This window comes from Lactiplantibacillus dongliensis, from assembly GCF_005405105.1.
In the GTDB taxonomy this organism is placed as follows: domain Bacteria; phylum Bacillota; class Bacilli; order Lactobacillales; family Lactobacillaceae; genus Lactiplantibacillus; species Lactiplantibacillus dongliensis.
Window position 1 is genome coordinate 13,950 of sequence record NZ_BJDK01000006.1, and the last position, 15,748, is coordinate 29,697.

Annotated in this window: 13 protein-coding genes; 4 read left to right on the plus strand and 9 right to left on the minus strand. The window is 44.4% G+C overall.

Annotated elements, in window-relative coordinates:
* Positions 1 to 18 precede the first annotated feature (18 nt).
* The gene (locus FFM80_RS02915; RefSeq protein WP_137639434.1) at positions 19 to 1,215 is read right to left on the minus strand and encodes an MFS transporter; all 1,197 of its coding nucleotides are present in this window, start codon (positions 1,213 to 1,215) and stop codon (positions 19 to 21) included.
* Between the two features lie 168 nt (positions 1,216 to 1,383).
* Here FFM80_RS02915 and FFM80_RS02920 point away from each other — a divergent pair, with 168 nt between their 5' ends.
* A complete protein-coding gene (locus FFM80_RS02920; protein WP_137639435.1) occupies positions 1,384 to 1,941 on the plus strand; it encodes a M15 family metallopeptidase in 558 nt (185 codons plus the stop codon).
* Positions 1,942 to 1,992: 51 nt separating this feature from the next.
* On the opposite strand, the gene FFM80_RS02925 is transcribed toward FFM80_RS02920, so the two are convergent.
* Positions 1,993 to 3,720 carry a phospho-sugar mutase gene (locus tag FFM80_RS02925; protein WP_137639436.1) on the minus strand — a complete coding sequence of 576 codons (1,728 nt, stop codon included), beginning with the start codon at positions 3,718 to 3,720 and terminating at the stop codon, positions 1,993 to 1,995.
* Positions 3,721 to 3,937: 217 nt separating this feature from the next.
* On the opposite strand from FFM80_RS02925, the gene FFM80_RS02930 reads away from it, so the two are divergent.
* The 3 genes from FFM80_RS02930 to FFM80_RS02940 all read left to right on the plus strand — a co-directional run bounded on the left by FFM80_RS02930 (position 3,938) and on the right by FFM80_RS02940 (position 6,065).
* Entirely contained in the window at positions 3,938 to 4,390 is a 453-nt protein-coding gene (locus tag FFM80_RS02930) for a DUF3290 domain-containing protein (protein ID WP_137639437.1), read from the plus strand.
* Positions 4,390 to 5,022, plus strand: a complete 633-nt coding sequence (locus FFM80_RS02935) for a DUF421 domain-containing protein (RefSeq protein WP_137639438.1) — start codon at positions 4,390 to 4,392, stop codon at positions 5,020 to 5,022. The genes FFM80_RS02930 and FFM80_RS02935 overlap by 1 nt, the downstream gene beginning before the upstream one ends.
* 101 nt (positions 5,023 to 5,123) lie before the next feature.
* Entirely contained in the window at positions 5,124 to 6,065 is a 942-nt protein-coding gene (locus FFM80_RS02940; RefSeq protein ID WP_137639439.1) for a glycosyltransferase family 2 protein, read from the plus strand.
* Between the two features lie 124 nt (positions 6,066 to 6,189).
* Here FFM80_RS02940 and trxB read toward each other — a convergent pair whose 3' ends face one another.
* From trxB to FFM80_RS02975, 7 genes are all read right to left on the minus strand, one after another.
* Entirely contained in the window at positions 6,190 to 7,128 is a 939-nt protein-coding gene (trxB, locus tag FFM80_RS02945) for a thioredoxin-disulfide reductase (RefSeq protein ID WP_137639440.1), read from the minus strand.
* A gap of 100 nt (positions 7,129 to 7,228) precedes the next feature.
* Positions 7,229 to 8,086, minus strand: coding sequence for a GGDEF domain-containing protein (locus FFM80_RS02950; RefSeq protein ID WP_137639441.1), 858 nt, complete (start codon positions 8,084 to 8,086; stop codon positions 7,229 to 7,231).
* Complete coding sequence (locus FFM80_RS02955; protein ID WP_223877285.1) at positions 8,079 to 10,304, minus strand: cellulose biosynthesis cyclic di-GMP-binding regulatory protein BcsB; 2,226 nt, start codon at positions 10,302 to 10,304, stop codon at positions 8,079 to 8,081. The genes FFM80_RS02950 and FFM80_RS02955 overlap by 8 nt, the downstream gene beginning before the upstream one ends.
* A complete protein-coding gene (locus tag FFM80_RS02960; protein WP_137639442.1) occupies positions 10,228 to 11,481 on the minus strand; it encodes a glycosyltransferase family 2 protein in 1,254 nt (417 codons plus the stop codon). Before FFM80_RS02960 ends, FFM80_RS02955 begins: the two co-directional genes overlap by 77 nt.
* A gap of 28 nt (positions 11,482 to 11,509) precedes the next feature.
* Positions 11,510 to 13,087 (minus strand): hypothetical protein, encoded by a 1,578-nt coding sequence (locus tag FFM80_RS02965; protein ID WP_137639443.1) that lies wholly within the window; start codon positions 13,085 to 13,087, stop codon positions 11,510 to 11,512.
* Positions 13,084 to 14,580 (minus strand): glycan biosynthesis hexose transferase WsfD, encoded by a 1,497-nt coding sequence (gene wsfD / locus FFM80_RS02970; RefSeq protein WP_137639444.1) that lies wholly within the window; start codon positions 14,578 to 14,580, stop codon positions 13,084 to 13,086. The genes FFM80_RS02965 and wsfD overlap by 4 nt, the downstream gene beginning before the upstream one ends.
* 19 nt (positions 14,581 to 14,599) lie before the next feature.
* Positions 14,600 to 15,730, minus strand: a complete 1,131-nt coding sequence (locus FFM80_RS02975) for a glycosyl hydrolase family 8 (RefSeq protein WP_137639445.1) — start codon at positions 15,728 to 15,730, stop codon at positions 14,600 to 14,602.
* Between the last annotated feature and the right edge of the window lie 18 nt (positions 15,731 to 15,748).

Below are 15,748 nucleotides of genomic sequence, written 5' to 3' on the forward strand. Positions count from 1 at the left end.
GAACATTGCTTTTTCAGCTTATTTGGGTGTTGCCATTTGACTCGGATGGCGCAACGTGAATGCCATGACATACGACACAATCAAAAAGACTGCGACCACGAGATAAGGATAATGATAATTCATATCCAACAACATCCCGGACATAATTGGTCCCACGATATTCCCCACACTCGTTAGTGACATGTTCAACCCATTGATTAGCCCCTGATTGGACTCACTCGCCTTCGTCAACAACGTCGTAATCGCTGGCCGTAATAAATCAAAAGCTGAGAAGACGACTAACGTGGCAATAATCACTTCCCACTTGGTATGCGCCTGCGTAATCCAAATCGTACAAATAGCGGCGGACGCAAAACACACGCGAATCACCCGACGTTCGCCAAAGCGTTGCACAAAGGTATCAAATAACGCGACTTGTAAGAATAATGAAATTAACCCATTAAGTGTTAAAACTAAGGCAATATTGCTTAAACTAAAATGAAAGACTTCATTCACATAAATACTATAGATGCTTTCAAACCCCTGTAGGCCAAATGATGAAACTAAAATCATCGTAAACAGGATGATAATCGGCACGGTCCAAAACGCCCGTGTCATTGGATGATTAGGGGCCGGTCGGTCAGTATTGGCCGGTTCCAAATCACTTTGCTTCACAATGTCACGGTCGTTCGGCAATTGAGTAATTAGAACAACCGCACTCAATAAGCCTAGTGTCCCAGCAACCCAGAACGGCGTCTTATAACTAATTCCAGCCAAAATGCCACCAATCCCAGGACCTAAGATTAACCCGCCACTAAAGGCCGCGGACAACCAGCCAATCACTTTGGCCCGTTGCCGCTTCGTTGTAATATCGGAAGCCATCGCCATCGCAGTCGGCACCACCATCGCCGCGGATAAGCCCCCAACGACCCGTGAGACGTTAAAGACCCATAGTTGATTAGTCAATGCAAATAAGACTTCGGAGACCATATATAAAAACAGGCCCGCAGTTAAAACGGGTTTACGGCCAATTTTATCCGACACCCGACCAATGATTGGTGACGCGACAAACTGTGCTAACGCAAATAACGCGTTCATAATTCCCATATCCGTAGCCGTCAAATGTAAGTCATTCTTAATGAATGGCATAACGGGAATCACTAAACTAATCCCCAAACAGACCAGAAACTCACTAAATATTAAAATAAAAATGGCTCGTTTAGTTTGACGTGTCATCGGTTGCACCTCACTTGATTTTTTTCACACAGTAAGGCTATCTTAACAAGTTTAACTAACAAAAGTCTAGTCACAGACCCTTTCGCATTGGTCTAATGCACCATCACAGACAAAACCCCCGTGATTACGTACAATAGAACTAAGATTAACTAAGGAGGTCCAGGCATCATGTCCCCAGAATTAAGCGGTTTCACAAATATTCAAAAACTCGATCCAAACATTATTGTTGAGTTACGTTATGCGACGACAAATAATTTTACCCACAAAAAAATTTATGACTTCAATACCGCCATCGTGCGCACCGGAACAGCCCACAAATTAGCCCGTGCAAGTGCCGCCGTTCAAGCCCAGGGCTATCGTTTAAAAATCTGGGATGCGTATCGCCCGGTCAGTGCGCAGCGACGCTTGTTCGAGGTTTATCCAGATCCTGACTTTGTCGCCAAACCCAATCCTAACTTTAGTCATCAAAAAGGCGTGACCCTAGATTTAACCTTAACCGATGCAGCCGGCCACGAGTGCCCGTTGCCAACCGCCTTTGATGACTTTACCCCACTGGCACACCGAGACGCCCCCCGAACCGCGATTCAAGATCAGTATTATCAACTCTTGAACACCGCGATGCTACAAGCTGGCTTTGTCGGCTATGTTAACGAATGGTGGGATTACCGTGATGCTGATATGGATGACTACCAGCCCTTACAAGCTGATCCTAATGATTATGCCTAACCAAAAACGCCGCCCACATCATTGTGGACGACGTTTTTGGTTAACACTCTTTTAGGCTTTAATAAAAGTTTGTAAAGCAGCTTCAAATTGATCAAGCTTTGTATTTGCTTGGTCTAATGAGTCGCCTAACGTACCAATGTAGAACTTGATCTTTGGTTCCGTCCCAGATGGGCGAATAGCAATCCAAGTACCATCGTTTAACTTATACTTCAACACATTCGCTTGCGGTAAGCTGATTGGTGCCTGGTGACCATCCGCAAAAGTTTCAACTTGGGACTGGAAGTCTTCAGTCGAGACCACGTCAAACCCATTAAAGGCTTTTGGCGCTTCTTCACGGAACTTCGTCATCAAAGCAGCAATCTTATCACTACCGCCGACACCATCAAACTCTTCAGAAGTCGTCTTTTCACGGAAGTACCCATATTCAGCAAACAATTCTTGTAAACCATCATACAAGTTCTTACCTTGATGCTTGTAATAAGCAGCCACTTCAGCCAATAAGACCGTCGTTTGAATGGCATCCTTATCGTGCACGAATGGCTTGATCAGATAGCCATAGCTTTCTTCAAAGCCAAACATATAAGTATGCTCGCCACTGGCTTCAAAGTGTTCGATCTGTTCCGCAATGTACTTGAACCCAGTCAAGACGTTGATCATGTCAACGTGATAAGAAGCCGCAATCTTAGTGGCAAACTCACTTGACACGATTGACTTAACGGCCGCCGCATTGGCTGGTAACGTCCCAGCATCTTGGTTGGCTTGTAAGATATAATGTAACAAGACGGCCGCAATTTGGTTCCCGGTCAACAAGACATAGTCACCATTAGGTTGCCGAACCGCCGTGCCTAACCGGTCAGCATCCGGATCAACCGCAATCAAGACATCCGCGTCTTCTTTTTTACCTAAATCAATCGCCATCTTAAAGGCTTCCGGAAATTCAGGGTTCGGGAACTTAACCGTTGAGAATTCAGGATCGGCAACAGCTTGTTCTTTAACCACACTAAAGTTCTTAAATCCTGCGTTCCGCAAGGCTTTTTCACCTAACATCCGCCCAGTCCCATGTAATGGCGTGAAGACTAACTTCATGTCTTTACCATCTTCATCGACTAATTTTTGATTGATCGTGACGGTCTTAACTTTAGCTAAGTAGGCTTGATCGACATCATCACCAATAATCATCATCGTCTTATCTGCTAATAGTTGGGCTTCATCGGCAACTTTAATTGCAAATAAATCCGTAACTTTACGAATATAAGACGTAATCAAATCTGATTCCTTGGGTGGCATTTGTCCACCATCTTCGCCATAGATCTTATAGCCATTGTATTGCTTAGGATTATGACTGGCGGTGATCATGATGCCGGCATACGTATGTAAATGCCGCACCGTAAAGGAAAGTTCTGGTGTTGGTCGTAAACTCTCAAACACATACGACTTAATCCCATGTTCACCTAAAACGCGGGCCGATTCATGGGCAAAATCCGTTGAATGGTGCCGTGAATCAAAACTAATCGCGACCCCGCGGGCTTTAACGCTGTCATCTAACGTATCCATAAAACGTGCTAACCCTTCAGTTGCTTGCCGAACGGTATAAATGTTCATCCGATTGATCCCAGGTCCTAAGACGCCCCGCATCCCGGCAGTCCCAAACTCCATTGGTTGATAGAACGCATCCTCCAATGTCGCATCGTCGCCTGCTAAGGCGTTTAATTCATTTTTAAGGCTTGGTTCAAGGTTTGCTTGATTATTCCAAGTTGCATAATTATCTTTCCAACTCAAATCGGCCATCCCCATTCAATATAGTTGTTAGTGCTTACAAAAACAGTATACAACATGTTATCGCTTTACCAAGTAAAATTTACTGAAAAAAGTCGGCTTTTCATTGGTTTCTTAGTAAAGTTTACGCTAGTTAGGCTACTCACCGAACAGAACTGTAGGTGTGATTAATTAATTCACTGGCCAAACTTGGTATAATATTTTTAATAGGAGGTTCATTATGACATTTTATTCTTACGCCTACTTAACCCACCAAAATAGCCATCACACCCTGTTACAGCTCACCGTGATTGGCATTATCGTTTTAATTATTGCTGGTTTAAGTTGGCTCTGGTATCGCCACAAAACTGATTTAAAGTATCGCGACCTATTCATCATCATGGTGTTAATTTTATTCTTACTAGTTGGCATTCAATATAATGAATTTCAAAGTTTGCGTTCAAGCTTTTCACAAAAGTCGCAAGTCACGCAAATTATGCAACGTGTCGCTGAAGAAAAAGGGGTTGCTACGACCGCCGTCTGGTCGAATACCGCCACTGTCAGCAGCGGTATGCTGATTGCCGTCCGACACCAGATCTACAATGTCACCCTTAATCCAGATGGCAACAGCTACACGTTGACTAACGCCACCCCGATTACCAAACCAATCAAATACGTGAAAGAAGGCCAATAATGTTTTCTTACTGGGATGTCACGATTAAGCTGGCTTTAGGCTTGCTAACGATTATTTTACAAATCAACTTATCAGGTAAAAGTAACCTGGCCCCCATCAGTGCGCTCGATCAAGTTCAAAACTATGTGCTTGGGGCGATTGTCGGCGGCATGATTTATAGTACCAGCGTAACGGTTTTGCAATATATTTTAGTGCTCTTAATTTGGACCATTCTAGTCTTAGTGTTGCGCTTCATGACGCATCACAATCGCTACCTCAAGAGTCTGATCGACGGTAAACCGCAATTGCTCATTAAAGATGGTGAATTAATGGTCGCGACGGCGCTCAAAAATGGGATGAGTGCGAATGACTTAGCCTTTCGCTTACGAACTGAAGGTATCACTGATATTCGCTACGTTAAACGCGCTGTTTTGGAACAAAATGGGCAACTAACGATTACCCAAGTCGGCGATGATACCATCAAGTATCCGCTCATTATTGATGGTCAGTTAAATGCCGACGCCCTGGCAACTAGCGACCATGATTTAGCTTGGCTGACCAGCCAACTCGACGCCAAGCATTATCAAATTAGCGATATCTATTTGGGGACCTATACGAATCATCAGTTATTACTCTTTCCTTATCAACATTAAACCCATGTTTAAAGCGGTAACACCTAAAAAATTGAACCACCGAATGACCGTTTATGGTAAGCTAAAGAAGTGTTCAAATCTATATTTAGGGGGCTTTAATCATGCCCAAAATCAGTTTAATCGTCCCTTGTTTTAATGAGGAACTGACTTTAGAAATTTTTTACAATGCTGTGGAAAAGGTCTTTAGTCAACATGCCACCACATTTAAAAATATCACTCATGAATATCGGTTTATTGATGATGGTTCCAGTGATCAAACCTTAGTTGAATTAAAAAAACTACAGACTCAGCATCCTGACACCGTTCATTACTTATCGTTTTCACGAAACTTCGGTAAAGAAGCAGGTTTAGCCGCTGGACTCCAGCACGCTGACGGGGATTACATCGCTGTCATGGATGTCGATCTCCAGGATCCGCCAGAGCTATTGCCCAAGATGCTGACGACGTTGCAACAAGGCAACTATGATTGTGTCGGAACGATGCGTTCTGACCGACGTGGTGAACCGGCGATTCGGTCATTTTTCTCGCGGGCTTTTTATTCAATTATTAATAAAATTTCAAAAGTACAAATTATTCCCAACGCCCGCGACTATCGTTTAATGACCCGCCAGATGGTTGACGCCATTTTAGAATTACCAGAATATAATCGTTTTTCTAAGGGAATCTTCAATTGGGTCGGCTTTAAAACCACCTATCTCACCTTCGAAAATGCCCCCCGTTCTGCCGGCGAGTCACATTGGTCCTTTTGGCAATTACTCAATTACTCCATTGAAGCGATTGTGGACTTTTCGGAAGTTCCGTTAAAAATTGCCACTTTTATTGGTGGCCTATTCGCCTTTCTATCGGTCGTCGGCATTATCTTTATTATTATTCGGAAGCTGATCTGGGGGAACAGTGTTGGTGGCTGGGCCTCATTAGTTTCCATCATGTTATTCATCGGTGGCATCCAGCTATTTTGTCTGGGAATCATTGGTAATTACATTGGCAAGATTTACTTAGAAAGTAAGCATCGGCCATTATATATCGTTAAAGAGCAAAAATAATCCGTCCGACACGCGATGCTAGCTGAATTAAACTGGTTATCGAACGTGGTGTCGTTGGTCACCATCTTTCAAAAAGCGAAACAAAAAAAGTCGACTGGAAAATTTTCCAATCGACTTTTTTAGGTTAAACGCGAGCTTTATCGCCTAACGCTGTAATATAATTATAAACTTGTTGGCCGGCAGTCCCGCCTTCACCGACAGCAGTTGCAACTTGACGTAAGTCTTTCTTACGAACATCGCCTACTGCAAAGATACCAGGGACTTTAGTCTCCATATGGTCGTTAGTTTCGATCCAACCATTTTCGTCCGTGATACCTAAGTCCGTGAAAGGTGCGGTAATTGGGTTAATCCCAACATAGATAAAGACACCATCAACCGCAATTTCGCTATCTTCACCGGTCTTATTATTGTTCACTTTAACTGCTGTAACCTTCTTATCGTCACCAACAATTTCAGTCACATTGCTATTCCAGACAAATTCCATCTTGTCATTGGCAAATGCCCGGTCTTGTAAAATCTTTTGTGCCCGTAATTGATCCCGACGGTGGATAACCGTTACTTTGTCGGCCAATTGCGTCAAATAAGTGCCTTCTTCAATGGCTGAATCGCCACCGCCAACGACGACCACGTGCTTATTGCGGAAGAAGGCGCCATCGCAGACCGCACAGTAAGAAACACCCCGGCCACCATAGGCATCTTCACCGGGAACACCTAGTTTACGATACTGTGACCCGGTTCCAATGATTAAGGCTTTCGTCTCAAAGGTATCAGAGTCGGTCTTCACAATCTTTAAATCGCCTTGGTCTTCGACTGAATCAACTGTCCCATACGCATATTCGGCGCCGAATTGTGTTGACGATTCATACATATCTTTCGCCAAGTCGGGACCTAATACGGATTTGAATCCTGGGTAATTTTCAATTGCGGCGGTGTTATTCATCTGACCACCGTAAATCCCGCGATCTAACATTAATACTGATAAGTTGGCGCGTGAAGCATAAAGGGCGGCGGTCATCCCAGCCGGACCCGCACCAATAATAATCACGTCGTAACGCTTTGCCATTTCTAAAAGACCCCTTTCACTAAAATACTATGTGCTTTAATATACCCTCAAAATTTACATTTGTCGACTATCTTGCTTGTACACAACGAAAAAGTTGGGTTTACCCCGCAACGTCATACTCTGTTTCTTTGATGCCAGTGTTCATGAAGTCATAGGGGCTCTTCATCTTATCGGGATCCCAACTCGCAATCCCGACCACCAGCAGAATTTCCAGAGAACTCAAGCTAACTGAATCGTTGAGTCGTTTTTCAAAAGCTGACTTAATCCGATTGGCCGCAATTTGAGCTCCGGGCGTATCAGAAAACAGTAAGATCGCCCAAGTCGGATTGTCTTGGTCCAACGAATACGTAATATCATTATCCCGTGTCGTCGCCGCAATTGTATCCGAAGTTAACCGCAAAAGGTCCGAAAACTGTTGATCATTCATCATCCGTTTAATTTCATTAAAATAACGAATCCGAATAATGACCGTTGTCACCGGTAACTGGAACCGCCGATTGGTTTCAATAAAGACCTGCGCATCTTGGATGTATGCTACCGTCGTCCGTAGATCGGTTCGCTCATCAAACGCGCCCCGCTTCATGATGTCACCGCGTAACTTAGCATTCGATGCTTGTAATAATGTTAGTCGCCGCGTCATCGCATAGAAAGTTGCTGACAATAATAACGGCATCACCAACCAAAAAATCATAATCATCGGAATCTCCGCGTGATGGGTCGAATTGATATAAATCATGACCACGGCCTGCACAAAAATAAACAATAGATTCGCCGTTAAACCGGTAACCGCTCCAAAAAAGTAAGTCATCAAGATCATGACCAGCGTGAGCCCTAAATAAATCGTATTCAACGTTAAGTTCGCCGTCAAGGTCATTAAGATGGCCGTGACACTGAAGAGTGCGAGAAACAGCAACAAGTAGACATCCGCTAAAACAGCCGACCGTTGATCATCACTCATGGTGCCGCCCCCTTTGCGCCATTAAACCGTTTTTGCGTAGAATGAGAAATGCCGCTAACGCCATCACCACGATCGCTGCCAAAGCAATCCCTAGATAGATTACCAATTGCGAATTACGCGTGATGACAGTCTTAATCGTCGTCCCGTCACCGACTGTTTTCTTCTTCTTAAATCGGTAGTCATAATGATGATTATCATGGTCAACCACAATCGCATCGCCCGTATATTGCTGAATATTACGTTGGAAATTAAGCTGCGTTGACGCTCGGTAAACATCAGCTGATTTACCCGCGGTCACCACTAGTAACCCAGAACGGACATTGTAAGGAGATCGTAGCAGTTGCGCCGTGCCAATATTTTGACCATATTGGTGTTCAATACTTAGCTTTTCATTCGACACAAAGCCATGGCCACCCTTGCCATATTGAAAATACAATTTTTTATTCAATTGCTTAATAAACGCATTTTGTTGTGGCGTCCCAAAGGCAATCACATTCTTGTTTTTTAAGACCGCCTTACTTGGCCGTTGTGTATAAAACTGCACATCCCCAGTATTACTCTGCGCATAATTTCCAATCAAATTAAAAATATTAGTTAATGTCTGGTAATCATATTTAGTCAATACTTTGGGCCGAACAACCGCAAGCTGATTGAACGTATCGTTTTTTAAAAATAAGTTAGGATAATTCGTAAACAATAAATCACTGACCGGCTTCGACTTAATATAAGCTTTCGAGTCGGATTCAATCGTGGCCCAAGGTGTCTGTGTATTATCAGAACTCGACTGGTCATGCATCTCCAAATCAAAAGCGACTCGAATCGTAAAGCTATGTCCTAAAGCTTGACCCTTCGGTAACGTGACCGTCAGACTGTCATTATCAGCATGTGCTGCACTCAACTTCTTACTCCCCAACGGGCTCCCGTTGAGATAAACCGTAGCGAGTGCCCGCTTGAAGTTCAAGTTTTTAGCATACCGAAAATGTATCCGGATTTGAGACCCATCCGCATTTGTACGGTCAACGGGTAAGCTGACAAAATACGTACTTGATTGATGTTGCGCCCCGGTCAGGGTATCATCACGACTCGTCAACTGATAACTGCCATCATACTGTAATTCCGAAGTTTCAGTCCGCGCCTGGTCACCAATATATTCCGTATGCGCCCGCGTTTCTTGCATTAATTCCTGATTAGCAATAAACCGACTGGCTTTTTTCAAGCGATTAGCCGTTAGCGCGGTCACAATCAAATAATGCTTATGGCCCGTATACATCGTCTTAATCACCGCTCGCTGCTTAAGCTTTGTCGCATCAATCACCCGCCGAAACCGGGCCGGTAAGTGCGCATAGATCGCCATCACTAATTGATAGTCCCCTTGCTTAGCTGCCGTATTATCAAAAGTCGTCACCTGAATCTGTGAGCTTTCGGTCGTAATCGTTCGAGCTTCTCCCGACAACGCATACATCGCTGCCGTCAGTTCACCATTGCTAGCTTGCTTGGGGGTCGTAATATAAGAATTCTGATACGCAATCGTGTCAGTCCCTGAGAAGTGGGCATAAAATGACTTAATTGCGTGCGTTGGCGGCTTTAACAAGTATTGAAAGTTCACATTAGCCCCATCATAAATCGTCAACCAATTAGCTGGTGTTTGCGCTAATTGTAACTTTCTAGACCCCGCTTGATTTAAAATCTGCCCGCTAATCTTTAATTGATTTTCACCTTGGACTAATCGCAATGGAACACTAATCGCCTTTGTTTGCAGACCGGTCCGCCGACTAGGTCGAAACGAATAAAACTTAGTCCCATTAAGTGACAACGTGATATCAGAAGTTGACCGTTGTGCTAATTGTGAAATCTGAAAATTCAAATTCAAGGTTACTTTTTTCAGTTGCCAATAGTCCATTTTAATAAAGTACATATTGGCTTCAACCGACTTACCAGACAGCGTTGTCGTCGCATTTTGAAACGGCTGCGTATAGGACTTCAACTGACTCTTTTTAGATTTGGATTTAGCTTTACGCTTAGTTTTAGCTTTAAATTGCTTCGCCTGCGCAGTCGTTTTAGCTTGACCCATCAGGCTAGGCATACTCAGCCCGCCACCGACCGCCATCAAAATAACCAATAAACTGATTAATAATCGCCAGTTACTGATACCGCTTGGTTTTATACCATTTTGCTTGTTGATGAAAGACTTGCTCACGAACATACCCCACCATTCCATGGGCTGCTACTGCTAACCACATCTGACTATAGACTAAGTACATAAAAATAATAATCATTAAATTGGCGAACGTCATCTCGCCTTTTTCAGTGGTAATCGTCACAAATGTACTTATCACGAAAGTTAACACCGCCATCAACCATAACACATTACTAAAACCCACTAAATCCGAATGGGCCACCCCGGCCACCGATAAGACAAACATTGTATCGGATAAAATAAGTGACGTCATTAATAAGAAATAAATGGATAAAAAGTAAAGTAAGTCAAAGCGAATCGGGCGGCCAGATTTCGTAAACAGTAACCGCGAATTTTTTAAAATCACATAAATATTACCTTTAACCCAACGTGTCCGCTGGTGAAACCAGACATCCAATGTCTGCGGTTCTTGTTCCCAAGTGACCGCTAACGGTTGAAAACGAATGCGATAGCCCATCCGGTAGACCCGAAAGCTAATTTCAGTATCTTCCGCTAAAGCTTTAACATCCCAACCGCCAATCTTTTCGAGAACATCCCGCCGAATGACGTAATTCGTGCCTGGAATTGTGCATAACTTAAATAACTTTTCGCGTCCCGCTTGCGCCATCCATTGAAAAGACAACGTTTCAATATTGATAAAGCGCGTCAACAACGACGCATTTTTATTCCGGGTTCGAAACTTGCCGATTACGGCTGCTAATCGATCATCGCCCATTAATTCAGCCACTAACAACCGCAATGCACTTGCTTGCGGCGTGTTATCAGCATCATAGATTGAGATCAATGACCCTTTTGCTTGCCGTAAACCGATATTTAAGGCATTCGATTTGCCCTTGCCACCAGTTTTTTTATCCGTATTGATGACCGTTAAGTTACGTTTTGGATACAAGGTTTGCATCCGCGACAACAACACTGCGGAATTATCATCAGAATTATCGTTAATCACAATAATCTCGTAACGGTCATGCGGATAATCGAAATTCAACAACGACTGCAACGTTTTAACAATCACGATGCCTTCATTGTGCGCCGGCACCATGATCGTCACAAACGGTACTTCTGCTGGCAACTGTGGCTCAGGGCGCCGAGCTTTTTGCAAATAATTTACATAGCCGGCAATCGTCAGAATGACATTTACGACTAAGATCCCCCAGATTGCCAGAATTGCAACGAATAAGAACCAATCTAAAACTGTGATTTGACTTCCCCCTTTAGCCTCGGTCCGATTAACGCTTAAACATGTTCAGATACAGGCGCCGTCCTAAGACAATAAACAACACGAAGACGATAAACGTGATACTGAAAAAGGCTAATAAAACCGTCCCTTGCGTTTTGAAGAACCGGTTTACCCAAGTCGTTTCCATCTTTACTGCAGCCAACTTTTTAGGCTGCGGCTGTGTATCGGTAATCGTCGTTGCCTGACCGTTCAAAAAATACGTCCCGTGTTGATAGCCAAATGAGACCGTACCGCTGGTGATCTTAGTCGGTGTGCCTTGAGTAGCGGGATTAAACCAGCGATAATTCAGCCGATCCAGCCGGCACATCAAATTCTGCAGACTACGCTGACTGTTGGGCATCGTAAACGTCACAGCCGTGGGAATTGGAAAATCAGTGGCCACTTTACCAAGCGTTGAACCCTGTGTCACCGTTTCCAGCGAAGCGGCATCCAAACCATAAAAACTTTGTTTAAAAGTCGTCGCGGTATTATCTTGCTTGGCATAGACCGGACTAGCCGGATTGGGCAACCACAACAAGTGGTCAGCTTTTTTAAGAGCATTTTGACGATAAATCACATCTTGATTCCAATAAGCTGACGCACTAATCCCAACTGGGTAGACTTGATTCTGCGCGAACTGAATCAGCTCATTATCGATCAACGTCGAGAGTCCTGGACCACTACTCGTTGTGACCCCACCAACTGCTGGCATCTTTAAGAACACCACGCCGCCACGATTCTCGACTAATCTCAAAACCCGGGCGAAGCGTTGAAACGCTTTAAAGTGCGCATGATTACCAACCGTAGTCGTACTAATAGCAAACGGGATGCCACGCTGGTACAACTTGAGGCTCAACCGCTCTAAAACGGCCATGTTCGTATAAGGCGTGACCTTCGTAATCGTGAGTAATGGCTGGTAATGCCCCGCCTGACTAAATAATGTGGCGATTGTTTGCGCCGCGAGCACAAAACTATAGCCACCAGTTGACAAGTAAGGCAGATAGCCTTGCTTCCCGACAATCGTGCCATATGGATAACGACGCTGATCAGCTGATTGTGACTTTAAATAACCAATCGTTTGCGCTTTAGCCGGTAATTGGGTTAGCGCCACCATCGTTTCACTGAACGCTAACAATTGATGCAAATACCCATTTTTATTTTGTAGCGTAAATTGCTGTTGATAAAGATTGGCACGTTTCGCGTGTAGTCCCGCTGCCTCATCAGCAGTCAGCCTGGGACCAATGTGCAACTTCATCCCGTTAAACCGGCGGCGGTCCCGTACAAATGCTGTATTATTCAGATCTGTTTGCGCCCAATTAATCATCGTGATGACCCCTTGATAGTGCCGTAAACTGCCCGCCTGATAATCTGCAGCAACTTCGGTCTTAACCCGGACTTGTATCCCGGTTAAAATCCGCTGCACCGCTGCCACTTTCCGTTGATCTTGCTGCGCCACATTTTGTGAATCATAAACTAATAAGACTTTTGGCGTGGTCACTTTGGCTTGCACCGGCAACTGCCATAACCAACCGCCAATTAGCAGGCCACTTATTAACCAACTGACCACGCGCCACCATTTAACTGTCATTCAGTGGTCGTCCCTTCTCGATAGGCATGCCACAAGCGATGGTTCAAAATATCTGAAATAAATAATAAGAATGTTAAATCCAAGCTCACCGGTACCATAAAGATATGCTTAGCCAAATCCGCATCGCCATCACCAACAATTGAGATGATGGGGACAAAGATAAAGATTGTCATGAGCCCTAAGACCAAGCAGAATCGAAGAACTCCTTCGATTTCATGCTGGCGCAAATCGTTATACATCCCGACAGCATAAACCATCACAAACGCGACAGCCAACAAACAATTAAAGGCAAATTTTTGCGGGAAGAAGGCCCCGGCGATCGCACTATACCCCGTAAAAAACGTCACTTGTTGTCCCGGGGAGGCTCCGGAAGCCTTAGTGTAGTCCCCAACTGCCTTAGTCTGTGTAATCATGACATCAGCAGCTGTTAAGTCCATCAGCTTGCCAAATTGTTTCAAGTGACCCATGTAATACTTCACAATCCAGACAAAGTTATACTTCGGTAACAAATTCTTCTCCACATAGCTTTGTGGTGGCTGAATCGCTGCGAACTGCTTGGCATAGTAATCTTGATCCTTCATCAGGGCATATTGCTCATCGATTCCATTTGTGGCAATTGCTTTGCTCGGATCACCAGTCTGGGTTAACACCCCATGTGAAAAGGCTTGATATTGATTGATACTCGTAAAGTTCTTCCCAATCAACGTGTAAGTCAAACCACCCGTGATTAGTAAAATCCCGATGCCAGCAAACAGGTACAATCGTTGCGCTTTAAAATGCGGTAAAAATAGCAATCCAAGCGCCACCACCGTGTAGCTTAAGGCTAGTGGTGCATTTTGCGATTTACTGGAAATCAGCAATAATGTACTCAACATAAAGACGAGTAACAACGGCCAACGCCGCCGATACCGTTGCCGCGCCAACAACATGATTGACGAGAACGAATATAAGGTCATACTCAACATCTGCGGTTCCGCGAAAAATGAATTGAAATACAACGTAAATGACGAATCCCCAAAAACAAAGACCACTAAGCCCGCAATCAGATAGTTACGCCAACGCTTCGATGGAAACGTCAACGCATCAGTCAGGAGATAAATACTACCGAGATACAGCCCATAATTGACTAAACCCATAAAGCGGATATCAAAAACCGTCCGACTATAAAACAATTTATTTAACCCAACCGCTAAGCGGACAAAGATTGGTTGGGACGAGAACGTTACAGAACGATACTCATTGTAGTATTTCATCAATCCAAAATGCTGGGTCACATAACCAAAGTAGTTATAGTGCGTTCCTAATAGCTTGTAAATACCATTACTGTACATCGCCCGATAAAAGTCCCCATTATCGGCTAACCCATTAATCGGCGGGATAAAAATTAAATAACCTGCTAATCCCGCACAGATCAGCATCGCCAACAACGGTGGTGGCATTAGTTTTTGAAAAACTCGCGCCACTTGTCCAAATCGTTGCTTTAAAATCGCCATCATTTGTCACACCTTAATCTCACTTATAAGCCGCATTCAGCGCCGTCAGATTATTGTACGAATAAGCCTGGTAAGTCGTTGCATCTCCAATACCACCAACAATTGCGGACTGCTTGGCCGTGACCTGCAGCCGCCAAACGGCCTGCATGGCTCGTTGATAATTTTTTTGATCATGCACCGCCGCAAAAATCATCGCCGCTAACGCGTAATTACCAGCAGATTCGCCCTTCACACTAACGGTTCCAGTAGTCGTATAGCCATTAGCCAAGTTATGTTGCACTAGGCGTTGGCTTAACCAGCGCCGACTCGTGGCCTTTAACTGCCCCATCTCCGCCAAATGTAACAAGGTCTCGAGCGCTTCCGACGTATTCAAGTTGGCGCTGCTATATTTACTAGTCGTCCATTGATAGCTAGCCGCATACAAGGGAAAAACATCGCCCAAGTAGCCGCTCTTAACGACGGTTAATTGCTTTTGGTACGCCGCACGTCCCTTTTTAGAACCTTGTTCAAAGTAGTGTAACGTCTTTAAATCAAAATACGCCAAACTCCCCGTCGTGGTCGCCTTTTTGGTTTGCATATCATAATAGTTCACCAAATGCCCCTGCTTCAGGCTCGTATTAACCAGCGTCTGATAACGTTGCGTTGCTTCATGTCGATACGTGGTCCGATGATGCATTTGATCATACGCTAAAAGGGCGCGGATGAGTCGCAAATCATCAAGCGTCGCATTAACGCGGTACCGTTTTTTAGTTCGTGGATCATACCGATAGCTGAACTGACCATGATCATCAAACGTCTTTTTAGTCGCCTGATAGAATGTTCGAAATTGAGCCCATTGATGCGTAGTCGCCAAATACTGCAACCACATCCCCGATGATTCACTCAATAATTCATGACCAGTCGCTGCTCCGGTGGTCCGCTGCTTGGTATCAACATAATTGGTATACAGCCCTTGCTTGGTTAGCAACCCTTGTCTGATAAAGGTTGCGACCTGTTGACCATGCTGATGATCAGCCGTGGTCGCCAGTCGGCTAGGCGTGGCAAATGCCGTGGGCTCTTGAGTTGGCGTTTTAACAGTGACTTGTTTTTGACAGCCGCTTAAACCGAATAGAACCGGTACAAGTAGCCAAGTTAACCATTGCCAACGCATGACTCTGCCTCACTTTCT